This window comes from Mesorhizobium sp. M0074 (assembly GCF_040322975.1).
GTDB lineage: Bacteria > Pseudomonadota > Alphaproteobacteria > Rhizobiales > Rhizobiaceae > Mesorhizobium.
In genome coordinates this window covers 205211-223519 of sequence record NZ_JAMYUM010000003.1, presented here as the reverse complement: position 1 = coordinate 223519, position 18309 = coordinate 205211, and the positions used below count along the sequence as shown (strand labels likewise).

The 18309-nt window shown below is 63.4% G+C and carries 20 protein-coding genes, 1 tRNA gene and 1 pseudogene; 14 read left to right on the top strand and 8 right to left on the bottom strand.

Features of this window, described 5'->3' with window-relative positions; genetic code table 11:
• Positions 1-125: 125 nt before the first annotated feature.
• Positions 126-201 (top strand) — tRNA-Lys (locus NKJ73_RS06235).
• An 87-nt stretch (positions 202-288) separates the two neighbouring features.
• On the opposite strand, the gene NKJ73_RS06230 is transcribed toward NKJ73_RS06235, so the two are convergent.
• The 5 genes from NKJ73_RS06230 to NKJ73_RS06210 are packed head-to-tail and all read right to left on the bottom strand — an operon-like array spanning position 289 to position 4746.
• Complete coding sequence (locus NKJ73_RS06230; protein ID WP_352568712.1) at positions 289-684, bottom strand: hypothetical protein; 396 nt, start codon at positions 682-684, stop codon at positions 289-291.
• A gap of 46 nt (positions 685-730) precedes the next feature.
• On the bottom strand, positions 731-1855 hold the full coding sequence (gene dprA / locus NKJ73_RS06225; protein WP_352568711.1) for a DNA-processing protein DprA: 1125 nt from the start codon (positions 1853-1855) through the stop codon (positions 731-733).
• The gene (gene plsY / locus NKJ73_RS06220; RefSeq protein WP_352455728.1) at positions 1852-2439 is read right to left on the bottom strand and encodes a glycerol-3-phosphate 1-O-acyltransferase PlsY; all 588 of its coding nucleotides are present in this window, start codon (positions 2437-2439) and stop codon (positions 1852-1854) included. The genes dprA and plsY overlap by 4 nt, the downstream gene beginning before the upstream one ends.
• Before the next feature lie 58 nt (positions 2440-2497).
• Positions 2498-3784 carry a dihydroorotase gene (locus tag NKJ73_RS06215; protein WP_352568710.1) on the bottom strand — a complete coding sequence of 429 codons (1287 nt, stop codon included), beginning with the start codon at positions 3782-3784 and terminating at the stop codon, positions 2498-2500.
• Positions 3784-4746, bottom strand: a complete 963-nt coding sequence (locus NKJ73_RS06210) for an aspartate carbamoyltransferase catalytic subunit (RefSeq protein WP_352502370.1) — start codon at positions 4744-4746, stop codon at positions 3784-3786. Before NKJ73_RS06210 ends, NKJ73_RS06215 begins: the two co-directional genes overlap by 1 nt.
• 155 nt (positions 4747-4901) lie before the next feature.
• Here NKJ73_RS06210 and NKJ73_RS06205 point away from each other — a divergent pair, with 155 nt between their 5' ends.
• From NKJ73_RS06205 to NKJ73_RS06195, 3 genes are all read left to right on the top strand, one after another.
• Positions 4902-6530 (top strand): DNA alkylation response protein, encoded by a 1629-nt coding sequence (locus tag NKJ73_RS06205; protein WP_352455730.1) that lies wholly within the window; start codon positions 4902-4904, stop codon positions 6528-6530.
• Between the two features lie 159 nt (positions 6531-6689).
• Positions 6690-7244 carry a hypothetical protein gene (locus NKJ73_RS06200; RefSeq protein ID WP_352568709.1) on the top strand — a complete coding sequence of 185 codons (555 nt, stop codon included), beginning with the start codon at positions 6690-6692 and terminating at the stop codon, positions 7242-7244.
• A complete protein-coding gene (locus NKJ73_RS06195) occupies positions 7244-7555 on the top strand; it encodes a DUF6105 family protein (protein ID WP_352568708.1) in 312 nt (103 codons plus the stop codon). Before NKJ73_RS06200 ends, NKJ73_RS06195 begins: the two co-directional genes overlap by 1 nt.
• On the opposite strand, the gene ruvX is transcribed toward NKJ73_RS06195, so the two are convergent.
• Complete coding sequence (gene ruvX, locus NKJ73_RS06190; RefSeq protein WP_023674907.1) at positions 7522-8007, bottom strand: Holliday junction resolvase RuvX; 486 nt, start codon at positions 8005-8007, stop codon at positions 7522-7524. The genes NKJ73_RS06195 and ruvX overlap by 34 nt on opposite strands.
• Positions 8008-8123: 116 nt before the next feature.
• Between ruvX and NKJ73_RS06185 the strand changes: the two genes are divergently transcribed.
• From NKJ73_RS06185 to NKJ73_RS06160, 6 genes are all read left to right on the top strand, one after another.
• Positions 8124-8831, top strand: a complete 708-nt coding sequence (locus tag NKJ73_RS06185; RefSeq protein ID WP_352568707.1) for a metal-dependent hydrolase — start codon at positions 8124-8126, stop codon at positions 8829-8831.
• Between the two features lie 24 nt (positions 8832-8855).
• Complete coding sequence (locus NKJ73_RS06180) at positions 8856-9272, top strand: hypothetical protein (RefSeq protein WP_352471669.1); 417 nt, start codon at positions 8856-8858, stop codon at positions 9270-9272.
• A 76-nt stretch (positions 9273-9348) separates the two neighbouring features.
• A complete protein-coding gene (gatC, locus tag NKJ73_RS06175) occupies positions 9349-9636 on the top strand; it encodes an Asp-tRNA(Asn)/Glu-tRNA(Gln) amidotransferase subunit GatC (RefSeq protein ID WP_023674910.1) in 288 nt (95 codons plus the stop codon).
• Between the two features lie 7 nt (positions 9637-9643).
• Positions 9644-10102, top strand: a complete 459-nt coding sequence (locus tag NKJ73_RS06170; RefSeq protein WP_352448798.1) for a GNAT family N-acetyltransferase — start codon at positions 9644-9646, stop codon at positions 10100-10102.
• A complete protein-coding gene (locus NKJ73_RS06165; RefSeq protein ID WP_352568706.1) occupies positions 10102-11667 on the top strand; it encodes an amidase family protein in 1566 nt (521 codons plus the stop codon). The genes NKJ73_RS06170 and NKJ73_RS06165 overlap by 1 nt, the downstream gene beginning before the upstream one ends.
• Positions 11668-11697: 30 nt before the next feature.
• The gene (locus tag NKJ73_RS06160; protein WP_352455738.1) at positions 11698-12492 is read left to right on the top strand and encodes a YdcF family protein; all 795 of its coding nucleotides are present in this window, start codon (positions 11698-11700) and stop codon (positions 12490-12492) included.
• On the opposite strand, the pseudogene NKJ73_RS06155 reads toward NKJ73_RS06160, so the two are convergent.
• Positions 12441-13183, bottom strand: a pseudogene (locus tag NKJ73_RS06155) (DUF599 domain-containing protein). The gene NKJ73_RS06160 and the pseudogene NKJ73_RS06155 overlap by 52 nt on opposite strands.
• Positions 13184-13353: 170 nt before the next feature.
• Here NKJ73_RS06155 and NKJ73_RS06150 point away from each other — a divergent pair.
• The 4 genes from NKJ73_RS06150 to NKJ73_RS06135 all read left to right on the top strand — a co-directional run bounded on the left by NKJ73_RS06150 (position 13354) and on the right by NKJ73_RS06135 (position 16834).
• Entirely contained in the window at positions 13354-14757 is a 1404-nt protein-coding gene (locus NKJ73_RS06150; protein ID WP_352448802.1) for an L-serine ammonia-lyase, read from the top strand.
• 85 nt (positions 14758-14842) lie between these two features.
• Positions 14843-15280, top strand: coding sequence for a DUF1489 family protein (locus tag NKJ73_RS06145; protein WP_023674916.1), 438 nt, complete (start codon positions 14843-14845; stop codon positions 15278-15280).
• Positions 15281-15404: 124 nt separating this feature from the next.
• A complete protein-coding gene (locus NKJ73_RS06140) occupies positions 15405-16136 on the top strand; it encodes a vWA domain-containing protein (protein WP_352568705.1) in 732 nt (243 codons plus the stop codon).
• A complete protein-coding gene (locus tag NKJ73_RS06135; RefSeq protein WP_352448805.1) occupies positions 16136-16834 on the top strand; it encodes a DnaJ domain-containing protein in 699 nt (232 codons plus the stop codon). Before NKJ73_RS06140 ends, NKJ73_RS06135 begins: the two co-directional genes overlap by 1 nt.
• A gap of 47 nt (positions 16835-16881) precedes the next feature.
• Here NKJ73_RS06135 and NKJ73_RS06130 read toward each other — a convergent pair whose 3' ends face one another.
• Positions 16882-18270 carry an SPOR domain-containing protein gene (locus NKJ73_RS06130; protein ID WP_352568704.1) on the bottom strand — a complete coding sequence of 463 codons (1389 nt, stop codon included), beginning with the start codon at positions 18268-18270 and terminating at the stop codon, positions 16882-16884.
• Positions 18271-18309: the final 39 nt, after the last annotated feature.

The window sequence follows — 18309 nt, the reverse complement described above, 5'->3', positions numbered from 1 at the left end:
GCTCCGCAAGGCATGATGACATTGCAGGACAGTCCGGTTTGCGAGCCGTCTTTTTCCGGTTGACCGGCAGAGGCACTCTCCCTATGTTCCGCGCAATTTCGAGGGCGGCCTTTCTGAGCCCGCGGGAGCGCGTAGCTCAGCCGGTAGAGCAACTGACTTTTAATCAGTAGGTCATGGGTTCGAATCCCATCGCGCTCACCAAAATCAAGATGTACGGCCCGGAGACATGGGTAACAGTTTGTACCTAAGACATGGGTGACAACCTCGTGCCGAACGCATGCAGTGGCTTTAGCCGCCCGCCCCATCGTCCATCATCGTGCCTGTGAGTGCCTCATAGGCTTTGCTGCACAGCTGAGAACCCGGACAATCCTTCACGATAAGCACTGGCGCCACGGTAAGAACCGCTGCGGCAAGGATTTGCAGGCACAGACCGACGGCGCTTACCTTTCTGCCGAATACGCCGGCCAGGAAAAAGTAGAGACCCTGGGCCATGCAGGCTGCCGTCAGAATGCCCAGAAGCGTGCTGGTCGCTCTTGCGAAGGGCGTTATGTAGCCGTCGGGAAAACCCAGCATGCCGAGATCGGCGGACCATTGCAGCGCCAGCATGACGCTCAGCGCTGACCAGACGAGCGCCGTCGTACGAGTGAACAGCGTCTGCTTTGGTTTGTTGCTCCGATCGGCCATCGGGATCACGTCGGGATTGCTTGCCGTGACATGCGCAAGCTCTCGGTCAGATCAGTGAGACGCTGCCGCCGGGATGGCGTTCGAGCCGTCCGGCGAGGTCGAGCTCCAGCAGCACCATGAACACTTGAGCGGGATGCAGGCCGGTGTGGCGGATGATCTCGTCTACCGCCACTGGCGTCGGGCCGAGCGCCTCGACGACGCGGTCGCGGTCGTCCTCGCGCGGCGGCGGTGTTGCCGAAAAGTCGGGCGGCTCCTCAAGCGGCGATGTCCTTGGCGACCAGGCGCCGACCAGCGGGGCGATCGCACTGGTGATATCGGCGGCCTCGGTGACAAGGGTGGCGCCGTCCTTGAGCAGGCCATTGGCGCCGGCGGCGCGCGGATCGAGCGGCGAACCGGGAACGGCAAAGACCAGTCGGCCCATCTCGCCGGCAAGCCGGGCGCTGATCAGAGAGCCGGAGCGCTGTGCGGCCTCGACCACTACCAACCCTAATGCAGCACCCGCGACAAGCCGGTTGCGGCGCGGGAAATCCTGCGCGCGCGGCTGCCAGCCAAACGGCATTTCGGAGATGATGGCGCCGCCGCGCTCGGCAATCTCGTCGCACAGGCCGGCATTTTCGGGCGGATAGGGCAAATCGAGGCCGCCGGCGAGCACACCGATTGTGCCAGTCGCAAGGCTGCCCTGGTGCGCGGCTGTATCGATGCCGCGCGCCAGGCCGGAGACGATGCCATAGCCGTCGCGGCCGAGATCCGCCGCCAGCATCCGCGCCATCTTGATGCCGGCCAGCGATGCGTTGCGAGCGCCGACGATGGCGACCGCTGGCAAGCGGAACACCGCGCTATTGCCCCTGACCGCGAGCAACGGCGGCGGATGATCCATGCTTTTCATCAGCGGCGGATAATCCGCTTCGCCGATGCCGACGAAGCGGGCGCCAGCCCGCCGGGCGGTTTCCAGCTCCGCCTCGGTCTCGGCAATGGACGGGATGCGGACGATTTTTTTGGCGCCACCCGAAATCATCAGTTCGGGCAGCATCGATAGCGCTGCTTCGGCCGAACCAAACCGGTTGATCAGGTCGCGAAAGGAAGCCGGGCCGACATTCGGCGTGCGGATCAGGCGAAGCCAGCTCAGCCGCTGCCGGTCGCTGAGGCGCGGCCCGGCGTCGGGCTCGCTCACTCCTTGGCCCCGATCTTACCCTCGGTGCCGGCAAGCAGCCGCGCAATGTTGGCGCGGTGCTTTACGATGACGATTAGGCTCATCGCCGCGAAAAGCCCGGCAATCTGCGGCGTGCTCAGGAAATACAGCGCCATGGGCACCACGACTGCTGCCGTCAGTGCCGCAAGCGAGGAGAAGCGGAACAGGAAGGCCACCGCCAGCCAGACGACGGCGAAGATCAGCGCCGCCTGCCAGGCAAGGCCGATCAGCACGCCAAGGTAAGTGGCGACACCCTTGCCCCCCTTGAAGCCGAGCCAGACCGGAAAGAGATGACCTAAAAACGCGCCGAAGCCGGCCCAAAGTCCGAGCTCGGGCGCAAAGCGGCCTGCGATCAGCACCGCCGCGGTGCCTTTAAGGGCGTCGAGCAGAAGCGTGGCCGCGGCCAAGCTCTTGTTGCCGGTGCGCAGCACATTGGTGGCGCCGATGTTGCCGGAGCCGATGTTGCGCACGTCGCCGAGGCCGGCGGCACGGGTGATCAGCAGGCCAAACGGGATCGAGCCGAGAAGATAGCCGAACACCAATGCCAAGACGGGACTGTAAGCCATTGTTCCCCCGAACTTTCCTTGGCTGAGCGGATTTTAAGCCGTGACGCCTGTTTTCGTCCTAGGCCGAAAACACTGTGCGGCCCGCCACCATCGTTTGCAAGACCTTGCCTTGCAGTCGTGCGCCTTCGAAACAGGTGTTTTTCGAGCGTGAGCGGATGCCGCTCTCGCTGACGACCCATGGCTCGTCCAGATCGACGAGCGAAAGGTCGGCCAATGCCCCCGGTTTCAGCGTGCCGCCGGGCAGGCCGAACAATCTTGCCGGCGCGGTCGAGAGTGTCTCGACCAGCCGGAGCAGCGTCAGGTCGCCATTGTGATAGAGCCGCAGCGCTGCGCCTAGCAGGGTTTCCAGGCCGATGGCGCCGGCCGCGGCATCGGCAAAGGGCAGGCGCTTGGTGTCGACGTCCTGCGGGTCGTGGGAGGAGACGATGAGGTCGATGGTGCCGTCCTTGATCGCTTCGATCATCGCCAGCCGGTCTTCCTCGGCGCGCAGCGGCGGCGTCAGCCGGAAGAAGGTGCGGTACTCGCCGACATCATTCTCGTTGAGCGACAGATTGTGGATCGACACGCCTGAGGTGACGTTGGCGCCATCGGCTTTTGCGCGCGCTACCGCGTTTGCCGCCATAGCCGTCGAAATCTTGGCAGCGTGATAGGCGCCGCCGGTCAGCCGAGCCAGCGCGAGATCGCGCTCCAGGGGGATCGATTCGGCTTCGCGCGGAATGCCGGCAAGGCCAAGCCAGCTTGCGTAAAGGCCTTCGTTCATCACGCCGGCCAAAGCGAGGTCGGCGTCCTGGGTTTCATGCGCGATGACGCCACCGAAATCGCGCGCATAGGTCAGCGCGCGGCGCATCACCAGCGCGCTGGCAATAGAATGCCGGCCATCGGTGAAGGCGACCGCGCCGGCCTCGCGCAGCAGGCCGAATTCGGTCATCTCGCGGCCTTCCAGCCCCTTGGTGATCGCTGCTGCCGGCAAGATGTTGACGATTGCGGTGTCCTTGGCGGTGCGCAGCACGAACTCGACCAGTGCGACATTGTCGATCACCGGGTCGGTATCGGGCATCATGACGATTGAGGTGACGCCGCCGGCCGCCGCAGCGATGCTCGCCGAAGCAATGGTCTCCCGGTGTTCGCCGCCGGGTTCGCCGATGAAGACGCGCGCGTCGATCAATCCAGGGATGATAGTCTTGCCGGCGCAGTCGATGATGGTGGCGCCTTCGGGCGCGCCCTGGTTCAAGGCCGCCTTGCCGGCGGCAACGATTTTGCGGCCTTCAACGACGACGGTGCCGACCTCATCGACGCCGCGCGACGGGTCGACGATGTGGGCCCGGCGGAAGACCGTTATGCTCATCAGGCGCGGCCCTCGTGATTTCGACGGGGGTCGAGCAGCGCTTCCATAACCGCCATGCGCACGGCGACGCCCATCTCAACCTGTTCCTGGATAACGCTTTGCGGGCCGTCGGCGATCTCGGAGGCGATCTCGACGCCGCGGTTCATCGGGCCGGGATGCATGACCAGCGCACCGTCCTTGGCCGCCTTCAGCTTCTCCGCGTCGAGGCCGAAATAGCGGAAATATTCGCGTACCGACGGTACGAAAGCGCCTTCCATGCGTTCGCGCTGCAGGCGCAGCATCATCACCACGTCGGCGTCCTTCAGACCCTCGGCCATGGAACGGGTGACGATGACGCCCATCCTCTCGATGCCGGCGGGCAAAAGCGTCGAAGGGGCGACGACCCTGACCTGGGCACCAAGCGCGTTGAGCAGGATGATGTTGGAGCGGGCCACGCGCGAATGCAGGATGTCGCCGCAGATCGCCACGATCAGCTTCGACAACGGACCCTTGACGCGGCGGATGGTCAGTGCGTCGAGCAGCGCCTGGGTAGGGTGCTCATGGGCGCCGTCGCCGGCATTGACCACCGAACAGCCGACTTTTTGGGCGAGAAGTGCTGCCGCGCCGGCCGATTGATGGCGGATGATCAATATGTCGGGACGCATGGCATTCAGCGTCATCGCCGTATCGATCAGCGTCTCGCCCTTTTTCACCGACGAACTCGCTACGGACATGTTCATGACGTCGGCGCCGAGCCGTTTGCCGGCCAGCTCGAATGACGATTGCGTACGGGTCGAGGCTTCGTAGAAGAGATTGATCTGGGTGCGGCCGCGCAGCGTCGATGTCTTCTTGTCCGACTGCCGCGAGATGGCAACGGCCCTGTCCGCCCGGTCGAGCAGAAGCTCGATGTCGGCAGGGGAAAGATCGCGGATGCCCAGAAGATGGCGGTGGGGATAAAGCGGCAGGGACGATGCGTCGGTCATCTCAAGTCGCTGCTATAGGGGGGAGGCTCCGCGGCTGCAAGCACCGGCTTGGGATTGGATTGGTTCTCCCCGGTATTTTCGTCGCGCGCCGCTGGCCATAGGCTATAAACCGCCTTGGCTTTGGATTCGCAGCCTTCAGGTGATAAGGACGAAGCGTGACTGACGACGTGACCAACCAGCCGCCGCCGCTGGCCGGCGGCAACGCCTGGCGGGGCGATCCGTTGCTGATCCAGCTTGCCGAGCGCTTTTCCGATCCGGTGCGCAAGGACCTCGACGGGCTTGGCCGTTTCGTTCTGACCCATGAGGCGCAGGAACTGGCCCGTCTTGCCAATGTCGAGATGCCGAAGCTCAGGACCCATGACCGCCAGGGCCGGCGCATCGACCAGGTCGAGTTCCATCCCGCCTATCACGCGCTCATGCGCCGCTCTGTTGCCAACGGGCTGCATTCGTCGGTCTGGGAGAATGGCGACGCCGAGATCGGCCGCCGCCACCAGGTGCGCGCTGCACGCTTTTACCTCACGGCTGAGCTCGAGACCGGACATCTCTGCCCGATCACCATGACCAGCGCTTCGCTGGCAGCGCTGATGGCCAGCCCGAAGCTGTTTCGCGAATGGGCGCCTCGGGTGACAACGCGCAAATACGATCAAAGCCAAAAGCCTCCGGTCGAAAAAGCCGGGCTGACGCTCGGCATGGGCATGACCGAGAAGCAAGGCGGCACCGATGTCCGTGCCAACGTCACCAGGGCCGAGCGCGCCGGCAGCGGGTTTTATCGCCTGACCGGCCACAAATGGTTCATGTCGGCACCGATGTCGGATGCCTTCCTGGTGCTCGGACAGGTGCCGGAGGGACTGTCGTGCTTTCTCGTTCCCCGCCTGCTCGGCGACGGATCCGGCAACGGCTTCCGTTTTCAACGGCTGAAGGACAAGCTCGGCAACCGATCCAATGCCTCGTCGGAGGTGGAATTCGTCAATGCCATCGGCGAGATGGTCGGCGAGCCCGGCGCGGGCGTGAAGACGATCATGGACATGGTGACCCTGACGCGGCTCGACTGTGCCGTCGCCTCATCGGCGATCATGCGGGCCGGACTGGCCGAGGCCGTCCACCACACGCGCCACCGCAAGGTGTTTGGAACCAATCTGATCGAGCAGCCGCTGATGCAGCGTGTGCTGGCCGATATGGCGCTCGACGTTGCCGCCGCTACCGCGCTGTCGTTCCGGCTGGCGCGCTCCTTCGACGAGGCGGCCGGCGACCGCGGCGAGGCGGCCTTCGCGCGCGCCATGACGCCGGTCGTCAAATACTGGGTCTGCAAGATTGCGCCGCCGCTGCTCTATGAAGCGATGGAGTGCCTCGGCGGCAACGGCTATGTCGAGGAGGGGCCGCTCGCCCGCTACTATCGCGAAGCTCCGGTCAACGCGATCTGGGAGGGATCCGGCAACGTCATGGCGCTCGATGTGCTACGTGTGCTGGGGCGTGCACCCGGCCTGTTCGATGATGTGCTGGCCGGCATCGACCGCGATCTCGGCGCCGGCGGACGCGGCACCGTCGGCGTGCTCAAGGCGGCAATGCAGGTCGCAGCAACCGACGAGGGCTCGGCGCGGCTCTTGACCGAGCAATTGGCATTGTCGGCGGCGGCGGCAGAGCTTCGCAGGCTCGGGGCAGGGCGGATCGCCGACGCCTTCGTCGAAACGCGCCTCGCCGGCCAGTGGCGCAATACCTATGGCATGATCGATTCCCGCCATGATGCGCGCATGATCATCGATACGCTCTACCCGCCGATCAACTAAGGGCCGTCGCCCAATTCGCTGCCGCTCTCGCGACCCTGTGGATGGCCGTTAACCTTAACGAATGGTTTCCATTGCGGCGGCCGGTGGCAAAGCCCAGTGTTATGGTTAAGGCAAGGATTGTTCAGCTTGAGCGGCTTTGCCCTGCGAAGCAGGAGCGTCATGCGGCATATTCTGAGCTCTTTTCTGGCATTGCATTGGGCGGCCGTTTTCGCCCTGCTGGCGTTCATTTGCATCGACGGGAATCGAGGCGTGGCGACGGCCCTTGGCGTACTGGGCGTTCCCGTCCAGAACACTCGATTTGCCGATCTCGAAAACGCCGTCGTTGTGGCGCCGCTCGCCGTGGCACTGCTTGTCGTCGCGGTGCTGTTCTGCTGGGCCTTTGTTGAAGCACTGACCAGCGACAGGACCAACCCGGATTCCGCCGATAGCGTCACGCGAATCGCCTTCATTTCCGCCTTGGGCGTGCTGTCGCTGATCGTCATCGGCGGCGCCGCGCAAGGCATCAATGGGCTGTTCATGATTGTCGCGGTGCAATTGGCGGCACTTCTGGCGTCCTATGTCGCGATGCTCGCGGAGCGGCGGTCGACCGTTGCCGCGGCAGTTCCAGGGACCGGCGAAATCCGAGCGGCCGCGCATGTCATGGCCAAGGCAGCGGCGCATAATTCCTCGCTTGCCCGCATTTCCGGCCGGCTGGATTCGAGGGATGACCGCTGATGCGCACCTTGTTCGCGCTGTGGGCGGCTCCGCTCCTCTTGTTTTGGGGCTGGTTCTTTCTGTCGCTCAACGACATCAATTTCGGCTATGTCGTGCTGAGCCGCCAATTACACGATCTCGTCTTCCAGCTCTATGGACAGATGCTGGGCGTCGATCCGGCGCTCATTCCGGGCATGGTGGCGAAAGCTTGCGTGTTCGATGGGGTGCTGCTGGTGGCGTTCTGGGCATTTCGCCGCCGCAAGACGATTGGTGGCTGGATCACGGCGATGCGCAACCGCTATTTCGACCAGGCATCGACGCCGAGCGCCTGAAGCCGGTCGAGAACGCCCTGGAGGATGAAAGCGGCCGCCGCTGAATCGATCTTGCCGGCGCGTTTCTTGCGGGAAAAATCCATCTCGATCAGCGTCCGCTCGGCCGCCACCGTCGACAGCCGTTCGTCCCAAAAGAGGAAGGGCAGATCGGTCAATCCAGCCATATTGCGCACGAAAGCGCGGGATTTTTGGGCGCGCGGGCCTTCGGAGCCGTCCATGTTGATGGGGAGGCCGATCACCACGGCGCCGGCATTCTCCTTCTGCAACAGGGCGAGCAGCACTGCGGCATCGAGCGAGAATTTCCTGCGCATGATGACGGGGCGCGGGTGGGCGAACGACAAGCCGCGGTCGGAAACCGCCACGCCGATCGTCTTGTCGCCGAGGTCGAGACCGGCCAGGGTCTTGCCGCCGCCGAGCCGGGCCGGCAACTCCTCGATGGTGATGATGCCCAACGGCTTTTCCTTTGACCGCGACGCCGCACGTCCTATACGCGCAAAGCGTGCGCGGCACTTTAATTTCGCCGTCGGCGTTCTATCCTCTACCGAAGCAAAAATCGAGGAAAGCATTGATGAGACTGACCTGGTACGGACATTCGGCATTCCGAATCGAAATCGAAGGCGCGAAAATCCTCATCGACCCCTATCTGGTCGGCAATCCGTCATGGACGGGCGGCTGGGAAGGGCCGGCCGAAGGGATCACGCACGTGTTGCTCACCCATGGCCACAGCGACCACGTCAGCGGCGCCGTCGAAGTGCTCAAGAAGAGCGGCGCGATGCTGGTCGCCAATTTCGAGATTTGCATGTACCTGGTCGGCAAGGGTGTCGGTGACAAGCAGATCAATCCCGGCAATATCGGCGGCACCGTCGATTGCGGCGGCTTCACCACCACCTTCGTTCAGGCTCTGCATTCATCGTCCTTTCCGGGCGAGGGTGGCCAGAATACCTATCTCGGCAATCCGGGTGGGCTCGTCCTGCACTTTCCCGAGGATAAGACGCTCTACCATATGGGCGACACCGATATTTTTTCCGACATGGCGCTGATCAACGAGTTGCACGAACCGAAGATCGGCATCGTGCCGATCGGCGACCGCTTCACCATGGGTGGCGCGGTAGCAGCCCTTGCCTGCCAGCGTTTCTTCAAGTTCGAGACGGTCGTTCCCGCTCACTTCGGCACATTTCCGATGATCGATCAGACCGCCGACAAATTCGTGGCCGGGCTGGATGGATCGGGTGTGAAAGTTGCGTTGCCGAAGATCGGCGAGACGATTACGGTGTAAAGAAAGCCGGTCCGGAACGATACGATGCGCTTGAGAAATTCTCTTTGCATTTCCATGCTGGTTGCCGCGTCGCCGACGCTGGCCGCGGAAAATTTCATCGAGGGCGTCTATCTGCAATCGGAGGACCTCTGCGCGCAGGCCAAAAAGGATACGCTGCAGACGGTGATCGAGGGCGGCAATATCGTGCTGTCGGCAAATGGCCTGGAAAGCATCGAATATAATTGTGAATTCCTGCAGATCACCAAAGCGACACGCTCACCAAGCTGGGCGGTGACCGCTATATGCCAGGAGCCGGGCTACGTCTTTCCCGATGTTCTCTCACTGACACAGATGAGCCCGAAGCAGATCGACCTGGTATCGGTTCGGCCTGCCGCCGACGAAGGCGAGCAGAGCGGCAACGGCGGCAGTTATTTCCTCTGCGACGGCGTGGCGATGCCATAGGGCAGTTGAAGGCACGATGCATGTTGCGCGGCACGCGCCGCGCCGCTATAGCGCTGGTTTTCCCCGAGGCACGAACATGTCCGTTGATATAAAAACCGTGAAGCGCGTCGCGCATCTTGCCCGTATTGCGGTGAGCGAGGAGGATGCAGAGCGCATGACCGGCGAATTGAACGCCATTTTGGGCTTTGTCGAGCAGTTGAACGAGGTCGATGTTTCCGGCGTCGAGCCGATGACCTCGGTCACGCCGATGGCAATGAAAAAGCGCCAGGACGTCGTCACCGACGGCGGCAAGGCAGCCGACATCGTCGCCAACGCGCCGGCGACCGAAGAGAATTTCTTCCTTGTGCCGAAGGTCGTGGAGTAGCAGGCCGATGGCAATCGACATCGCGGCTGAGACGCCGCTGCAGGACGATGTGCGTGGGCTGGTCGAGGAGCTCAACGCCACATTGCTGGAGCTGACGCCGCCGGAGCATTGCTACCATTTGACGGTCGAGCAGATGGCGGACCGCGACACGACCGTCTTCATCGCCCGCGACAACGGCCTTGCCATCGGTTGCGGCGCACTGAAGCGCCACGATGCTGTCGTAGGCGAGGTCAAGCGCATGTATACGCGACCTTCGCATCGCGGCCACAAGATCGGCGCGAAGATTGTCGAGCGTATCGAGGCGCTGGCGCGCCAAGAAGGGCTTAAGCGTCTGGTGCTGGAGACGGGCGACCGTCATCCCGCCGCCTGGACCGTCTACGAACGCGCCGGTTTTTCGCGTTGCGGCCCGGTACTGGATTATCCCGATTCCGAGTGGTCGGTGTTTTACGAAAAGAGCCTTGCCTGATGAGCGACCTTACCCAACTGACGATTTCGCGGGCCCGCGCCAAATTGCGCTCCAGGGAGATCACCGCCACCGAAATCACCGAGGCTTATCTATCGGCGGTCGAGCGAGCCAATCCGGCGCTCAATGCCTACGTCGTGGTCACCGACGACAAGGCGCGCGACATGGCCAAGGCCTCCGACGCGAAACTGGCCAAGGGCGAGGGCGGGTCGCTCGAGGGTATCCCGCTCGGCATCAAGGATTTGTTCGGCACCGAAGGCGTCCACACCCAGGCCTGCAGCCATGTGCTGGACGGCTTCAAGCCGCGCTACGAATCGACGGTCACCGCCAATCTGTGGGCGGATGGCGCCGTCATGCTCGGCAAGCTCAACATGGACGAGTTCGCCATGGGCTCGTCCAACGAGACCTCGTATTACGGACCCGTCATCAACCCGTGGCGGCGTTCGCGCCTCGACACGGTGGTAATGCCGACGACGCATCAGGGCGAGGGTGGCTTCGTTTCGGCGGGCGGCACCAGGACCGCGCGCACGTTGGACAATGCCCAACTGGTGCCGGGCGGTTCGTCCGGAGGCTCCGCGTCAGCGGTCTCGGCCTTCCTGTGCGCCGGCGCCACCGCCACCGATACCGGCGGCTCGATCCGCCAGCCCGCCGCCTTCACTGGCACGGTCGGCATCAAGCCGACCTATGGCCGCTGTTCGCGCTGGGGCATCGTTGCCTTCGCCTCGTCGCTCGACCAGGCCGGGCCGATCGCGCGCGACGTACGCGACGCCGCGATCCTGTTGAAGTCGATGGCTTCGGTCGACCCGAAGGACACGACGTCCGTCGACCTGCCGGTGCCGGACTACGAGGCGGCGATCGGCCGCCCGATCAGGGGCATGAAGGTCGGCATTCCCAAGGAATATCGTGTCGACGACATGCCCGCGGAGATCGAGGCGCTGTGGCAGAAAGGCATTGCCTGGCTGCGGGATGCTGGTGCCGAGATCGTCGATATCTCGCTGCCGCACACCAAATATGCGCTGCCGGCCTATTACATCGTGGCGCCGGCCGAAGCCTCGTCCAACCTCGCCCGTTACGACGGCGTCCGCTATGGCTTGCGCGTGCCCGGCAAGGACATTGTCGATATGTATGAAAAGACCCGCGCCGCCGGCTTCGGGCGGGAGGTCAAGCGCCGTATCATGATCGGCACCTATGTGCTTTCCGCCGGCTACTACGATGCCTACTATCTACAGGCGCAGAAGGTTCGAACCCTGATCAAGCGTGACTTCGAAAATGTGTTTGCCGCAGGCGTCGACGTCATCCTGACGCCGGCAACGCCTTCCGCCGCCTTCGGCATCGCCGACGAGGACATGGCCGCCGACCCGGTCAAGATGTATCTCAACGACATCTTTACGGTGACGGTGAACATGGCCGGCCTGCCCGGCATAGCGGTTCCGGCCGGGCTCGACGCCAAGGGGCTGCCGCTCGGCCTGCAGCTGATCGGCCGGCCCTTCGACGAGGAAACGCTGTTCCAGACCGCCCATGTCATCGAACAGGCGGCGGGCACATTTCAGCCGGAAAAATGGTGGTAGGATCGTTTCTCATCTTGAGGGGGGTGAGGGATGTTCTTCTATGTCTCCAAGGTTCTCGGGTTCTTCGTCGAGCCGTTGAATCTCGCGATCTTCCTGCTGCTGGCGGGGCTGATCGCGGCGATGTTCGGGCGGCGACGGTTGGCGACCGCCGGCAGCGCTCTTGCCTTCCTCATTCTGGCGGTTTCGATATGGAGCCCACTCGGCCCCATGATGCTCAATCGGCTGGAGGAACGTTTCCCCAGGCCGCCGCTGCCGGAAAAGGTTGACGGTATCATAGTGCTTGGCGGCAGTCTGGATGGCGCCGTCAATCTGGTGCGTGGCGGCTATGAAATGAACTCCAGCGGCGACCGGATGGTCGAGGCGGCCGTGCTGGCGCGGCGGTTCCCGACAGCGAAAGTCGTTATCTCCGGTGGCAGCATCGAAACGTTCCGCGGCGGCGAAGGCGATGCAGATACCGCGCCGCGTCTTTTTGCCGCTTTCGGCGTGGCGGCCGATCGGCTGATCCTCGAGAACAAATCCCGCAACACCTACGAGAACGCTGTCTTTACCAGGGAACTGGTGACGCCGAAACCGGGCGAGACTTGGTTGCTGGTGACCTCGGCCTTCCACATGCCACGCGCCAAGGCGCTGTTCGACAAAGCCGGTTTTTCGACCGTTCCGTGGCCGGTCGACTATCGCACTTCCGGCAAGGAAAGCATCGGCACCTTGCCTTATCCCGGCGACTGGCTGGAGGTCACCACTGTTGCGATCCGCGAATGGATAGGGCTCACCGCCTATTGGCTGTCGGGCCGCATCGATCGGCCTTTCCCCGGACCGGGCGGCTGACGAGCACCGCCTGCCGCGCCGCCGAGAAAAACTGGCGGCGCACCAGTACCGCCAGAAGCAGCAGCGTCGATAGCACGAAGACGGTGGGATCGACGAACCAACCAAGATAGCCGATCGAGAAGAACACGCCGCGCAGGCCCGAATTGAAATGCTTTCCGGCCAGCATGTTCATGCGCGCGGCACGCCACACCGCCGTTTCGGTGACCGGATTGCGCGACGCCTCGCCATGTGGAATCGGCACGGCGCCGATCAGGATCGAGCAATAGTTGAACAGCCGGTAAGCCCAGCCGAACTTGAAGAAGGAAAAGGCCAGGATCAGCACCAGCCCGAACACCTTCGTCTGGAAGGCCGCGCGTGAGGACGTGGCGCCAAACGGCAGGTCACTCAGCACGGTCAGAACCTGATCGGAGGCGCCGAGCAGGGCAAAACAGCCGCCGATCGCAATCAGCGAACTGGAGGCAAAGAAGGCGGTCCCCTGTTGCAGCCCGCTCATGATAGCGGTGTCGACGATGCGGATCTCGCGTTCGGCCATGGTCCGCATCCAGGCCTCGCGCTGCGCGTTCATAGCCCTCGTCAGCGACATGCGGCTGACCAGCATTCCGTCGGCGGCGAGCGTATGCAGCACCCACGCGGTAAGGAAGAACCCCAGCGCCGCAAGGTCGGCCGTCGATAGGTGAAAGGAATCGCTCATGCGTTGCTTTTACCACAGGCGGCGGTAACGCTTCGATGGCCGAAGCTGGAATGTCGCTGCCGGAGCAAACAAGGTCGGCAGGTGCAGCGCCGCGGTCCTTAAAACAGCGGAAAACATCATGGGAATTCCTATATGTAGACCTCAACAGGGTCCCAGGAGAAAACGCCCACGTGTTCCTTTCGGTTTTCGACTTGTTCAAGATCGGCATCGGCCCATCGAGTTCGCACACGATGGGGCCGATGACGGCCGCGCGGCGGTTTCTCGACGAGATTGCGGGAGACGACTGGCCGCGCCCGGCCGGCGCCAAGGTCGACCGGATCGCGGCCAGCCTGCATGGCTCGCTCGCCTATACCGGCATCGGCCATGGCTCCGATCGTGCCGTGGTGCTCGGCCTCGCCGGCCAGACGCCGCAGACGGTGGATCCCGACCTAGCAGACGGCATCGTCGCTCGCATCGCCGCCGAGAAGCGGATTTCGCCGCCCGGCCATCCGTCCTACCGTTTCGACCCGGCAACGGATCTTGTGCTGGATCGCAAGACGCCGCTGCCGGGTCACGCTAACGGCATGGCCTTCTCTGCCCATGATGCCGGCGACCGGTTGCTGCTGAGGCGCGTCTATTATTCGATCGGCGGCGGCTTCGTAGTGTCCGAGGAAGAACTGCAGCGGATGAAAGCAAGGGGCTCGGCGACAACCGAAGGCAAGAAGGTTCCGTATCCGTTCAAGAACGCCGTCGAAATGCTGTCCATGGCAGCGAAAAGCGGGCTTTCCATTGCCGAGATGAAGCGCGTCAACGAGGAGACGCAGATGTCGCGCGGGGAGCTCGACGCCGGCCTCGATGGCATCTGGAGCGCCATGAAGGGGTGCATCGAGCGCGGCCTGTCGCAAGACGGCATCATGCCGGGCGGACTCAAGGTGCGCCGCCGTGCCCGGATGCTGCACGACAAGCTGCAGGAGCAATGGCAGCAGAACCGGCCCAACCCGCTGCTCGCCAACGACTGGCTGTCGATCTATGCGATGGCGGTCAATGAGGAGAACGCTGCCGGCGGCCGTGTCGTCACCGCGCCAACCAATGGGGCGGCCGGCACTCTGCCCGCAGTGCTGCGCTACTGGTTGCATTTCCATCCCGAAGCCGACCAGCCCAGCATCCGCGATTTCCTGCTGACGGCGGCGGCCGTCGGCGGCATCATCAAAACCAATGCTTCGATCTCGGGGGCGGAAGTCGGCTGCCAAGGCGAGGTCGGTTCGGCTTCGGCAATGGCTGCGGCGGGATTGTGCGCCGTCATGGGCGGCACGCCCGAGCAGGTCGAGAATGCTGCCGAGATCGCGCTGGAACATCATCTCGGCATGACCTGCGATCCGGTCGGCGGGCTGGTGCAGGTGCCGTGTATCGAGCGCAACGCGCTTGGTGCCGTCAAGGCGGTGACCGCCGCTTCGCTGGCCATCAAGGGCGACGGCGTTCATTTCGTGCCGCTCGATGCCGCGATCGAGACGATGCGCCAGACCGGCCTCGACATGAACGAAAAGTACAAGGAAACCAGCCTTGGCGGATTGGCAGTCAATGTCGTGGAGTGCTGAGCGCCAATCTGGCGGCCTGGACCACCACTGTGGAGAAGTCGATCAGGCCGTTGACGCGTTCGCGTGCTGGACTAAACCTTAAACGATGTCTCTCAATCTCATAAAGCTTTGCGTCGGCTGTGACAGCGTCGAGGATCTGGAAGAGTGGATTGCCTTCCGTCTCGACGAGCGGCGCCGCGCCGGCGAACCGGCCGAGCACTACCACACCACCCGCATGGTGCCGACGCGTGGCGCCGAGATTACCGGCGGCGGCTCGCTCTACTGGGTGATCAAGGGCAATGTCCAATGCCGCCAGCTGATCACCGAAATCCGGCCCTTCACCGATGACGAGGGCATCGGCCGTTGCCATCTGATCCTCGATCCCGAGGTCGTGCGCACTGACTGGCAACCGCGCCGTGCATTCCAGGGGTGGCGCTACCTGAAGCCGGCGGACGCGCCGGCCGATCTCGGCAAGGGCAAAGCCGGGCTGATCGAGATGCCGCCGAAGCTCAGGCGTGAGCTTGCCGATCTCGGCCTGCTCTGACGCCGAGAAACGCAACGCCAAGACCACCAGCCGAAGCGCTGTCCGCAGGTGCCATCATCACAGGTCCTCCAGGTCGCCTCATCTGGGCTTGCAAGCCGGGGAACAACGCCACATCTTGAATGTCATGAGCGACAAGAAGCAGCCCGTGCCTGCAAGGGCCAATCCTGCGCCGGTCGAGTCACAATCGAGCACCGGCGAGATCGACGCGTTTCTCCGTCAGGCAAGGACGCTCGCTGCATCCGCCACCGGTTCAGGCAGGCTGATCCTGTCCCTCGACGCGACGATGAGCCGCCAGCCGACCTGGGATCTCGCCTGTGCGCTGCAGGCCGAGATGTTCGACGCCGTCGGCAAGGCCGGGGCGCTCAAGGTTCAACTTGTCTATTTTCGCGGCCTTGGCGAGTGCCGCTCATCCGCATTCGTCACCGATACCGCAGCTCTGAAACAGCTGATGACGCGCATCAACTGCCGCAGCGGCCATACCCAGATCGGCAAGGTGCTCGCCCACGCGCTGAAACAGACGGCGGCGGCCAAGGTCAACGCGCTGGTCTATATCGGCGACGCGATGGAAGAAAACATAGATGATCTGGCCGAAAAGGCCGGCAGCCTCGGTCTGCACGGCGTTCCTGTCTTCGTCTTTCAGGAGGGCCATGATGCCTCTGCGGAAAAGGCGTTCAAGGAAATTGCGCGGCTGTCGAAAGGGGCCTGGTTCCGGTTCGATCGGCGGGCTGCCGCGACGTTGGCCGGCCTGCTTTCGTCCGTCGCCGTGTTTGCGACCGGCGGGCTGAAGGCACTGGAGGCCCGGGGCAGGCCGGAGGACCGGCTGATGATCGAGCATATGCGGGGCGGCGGAAACTGATGGGCGCGATTATCGCTTTCGTAGCATTGCTTCTGGTGTTTCTCGGCATGCTCACCATCTTCCTGCGCGCCGATCCGGCGAAGCTTGCAGGCGGCATGAGGACGCTTGGACCTGTGCTGCTCGGGCTGGTCGGCGTCGCCGTGCTGCTGGTCGGGCGCGAGGGCATCGGCGGCTTGATCCTGTCGGCTGCGCTCGCCTGGTACGGCTCCATGCGCATGAATCGGCCGGCAGCCAAACTGGCGGCAGGCAAGCGTTCGACAGTTCGTACGGCGGCGCTTGAGATGGAACTCGATCACGATACCGGCGGCCTCGAAGGCCTTGTGCTGGCCGGGCGCCATGAAGGCAAGATGCTTGGCTCGATGGGGCTTGCCGAATTGCAGCAACTCTATCGCGAACTCTCCGGCGATCCGGAGAGCCGCCAATTGCTAGAGACGTATCTTGACGGCAGATTTCCCATCTGGCGCAAAGACGCTGATGCGAATGGTGGCGAAGGGCTGGGTGTTGCGCCAGGTTCTGGCGCCATGACTAAGGAGGAGGCCTACAAGATCCTTGGTCTTGAAGCGGGGGCTGCCGCGGCGGATGTCCGCAAGGCGCACCGCCGCCTGATGCAGCGCCTGCACCCCGATATCGGTGGCACGTCTTTCCTGGCGGCGCGGATCAATGAAGCCAAGGACGTCTTGCTCTCCAATCACAACTAGTCTCCTTCGACGCAGAACTTCGGGAAAGATATCGTTTTGCGCGCCGCTTACTGCTGGACGGCGTAGCACTCGATCTTTTTCTTTTTCAAAGCGTTGCAGGCCTTCCAGGCAGCCGTCTTCGAACCGAAACCACCGAACCGGGCGCGGTAGTAGGTGACACCGTCCTTGTCGAAGGCGACGGTGAAACCGGAGGCATCGGTCAGAACGGAGGGCGCCTGCTTCGTCGCCTTGTCGAGGAAAGCCTTCGCTTCGGCCTGTTTTGGCGAAGAGGCGACCTGTATTGCCCAGCCGGATGGCACCGACGCCGTGCTGACAGGATCGACCTCTGCCGCCGGTTCGGCATAGGCTGCGGCGACCCGGGCTGTCGCCACGTCGTCCACCGTCGACACAGCCGTCGTCTTGACCCTCTTGGCCTGAACGACCGGAGTGGTTTCTTCAACGACGGGCGCATTTTCCTCGACAAGGGAGGCAACGGCATCGTCGTCCGGCTTACTGTCCGGTGTCGGCGCGTCATGCTTCGGTAGAAGCACCTTGGCCAAGGCTGAAATCGGATTGCCGCCGCCGGCCTTGGCAATCAGCACGCCGCCGCCGCGCGACGACGCCTTCGGCATGTAGGCATTGATCAACCCGGCCATCTGGCTGTCGCGGCTGCCGCCGGACCTGCCGCCCATGACCACCGCTACGATACGCCGATCGCCATCCGAGACCGAGGAGACCAGATTGTAACCGGAGGCGCGGGTGTAACCGGTCTTGATGCCGTCGACGCCCTTGATGCGTCCGAGCAGACGATTGTGGCCGTTGATGCGCTGCCGCCCGTAAAGAAAGGAGCGCTGCGAGAAATAGCCGTAATATTGCGGGAAATGCTCTCTCAGGGCGATGCCGAGCATCGCCATGTCGCGCGCGGTCGTGAACTGGCCGGGATCAGGCAAGCCGTTGGCGTTGCGGAAAACGGTTCCCCTCATGCCCAGCGCCCGCGCCTTGGCGGTCATCATGCGGGCGAAATTGGCTTCATTGCCGCCAAGCATCTCGCCAAGCGCCGTTGCGGAATCGTTTGCCGATTTGGTCACCATCGACAGGATCGCGGTCTCGACCGTGACCGAGCCGCCCCGCTTGACGCCGAGCTTCGTCGGCGGTTCGGCAGCGGCATTGGCCGAGAACACGACCGGGGAATTCTTGCTGATCCTGCCCTTCGCCAACGCCTCGAACGTCAGATAGAGCGTCATCATCTTGGTAAGCGAAGCCGGATAGCGCCGGCCATCGGCATCCGACGAATAAAGCACCTTGCCGGTCTTGGCATCGATGACGATGGCCGCCGACTTGGCCGCCATGGATGAAGCCGCGTCCGCGACGACGAAGCTCATCGCCATGGCGAGGATCATGATCGTTTTGAAGGGGGACGCGGATTTAGAAACGAAGCCCGACAACGCCTTACGCACTGATAGTTCCTTTGAATTTCCGTTGCCTTGGAGGCGGCA

Excerpts from the sequence above, each read along its gene's own strand:
- NKJ73_RS06230 (WP_352568712.1), bottom strand. The coding sequence starts at position 684 with ATGGCCGATCGGAGCAACAAACCAAAGCAGACGCTGTTCACTCGTACG.
- plsY (WP_352455728.1), bottom strand. The coding sequence starts at position 2,439 with ATGGCTTACAGTCCCGTCTTGGCATTGGTGTTCGGCTATCTTCTCGGC.
- NKJ73_RS06215 (WP_352568710.1), bottom strand. The coding sequence starts at position 3,784 with ATGAGCATAACGGTCTTCCGCCGGGCCCACATCGTCGACCCGTCGCGC.
- NKJ73_RS06210 (WP_352502370.1), bottom strand. The coding sequence starts at position 4,746 with ATGACCGACGCATCGTCCCTGCCGCTTTATCCCCACCGCCATCTTCTG.
- NKJ73_RS06200 (WP_352568709.1), top strand. The coding sequence starts at position 6,690 with ATGCGGCATATTCTGAGCTCTTTTCTGGCATTGCATTGGGCGGCCGTT.
- NKJ73_RS06195 (WP_352568708.1), top strand. The coding sequence starts at position 7,244 with ATGCGCACCTTGTTCGCGCTGTGGGCGGCTCCGCTCCTCTTGTTTTGG.
- NKJ73_RS06185 (WP_352568707.1), top strand. The coding sequence starts at position 8,124 with ATGAGACTGACCTGGTACGGACATTCGGCATTCCGAATCGAAATCGAA.
- NKJ73_RS06180 (WP_352471669.1), top strand. The coding sequence starts at position 8,856 with ATGCGCTTGAGAAATTCTCTTTGCATTTCCATGCTGGTTGCCGCGTCG.
- gatC (WP_023674910.1), top strand. The coding sequence starts at position 9,349 with ATGTCCGTTGATATAAAAACCGTGAAGCGCGTCGCGCATCTTGCCCGT.
- NKJ73_RS06170 (WP_352448798.1), top strand. The coding sequence starts at position 9,644 with ATGGCAATCGACATCGCGGCTGAGACGCCGCTGCAGGACGATGTGCGT.
- NKJ73_RS06165 (WP_352568706.1), top strand. The coding sequence starts at position 10,102 with ATGAGCGACCTTACCCAACTGACGATTTCGCGGGCCCGCGCCAAATTG.
- NKJ73_RS06160 (WP_352455738.1), top strand. The coding sequence starts at position 11,698 with ATGTTCTTCTATGTCTCCAAGGTTCTCGGGTTCTTCGTCGAGCCGTTG.
- NKJ73_RS06145 (WP_023674916.1), top strand. The coding sequence starts at position 14,843 with ATGTCTCTCAATCTCATAAAGCTTTGCGTCGGCTGTGACAGCGTCGAG.
- NKJ73_RS06140 (WP_352568705.1), top strand. The coding sequence starts at position 15,405 with ATGAGCGACAAGAAGCAGCCCGTGCCTGCAAGGGCCAATCCTGCGCCG.
- NKJ73_RS06135 (WP_352448805.1), top strand. The coding sequence starts at position 16,136 with ATGGGCGCGATTATCGCTTTCGTAGCATTGCTTCTGGTGTTTCTCGGC.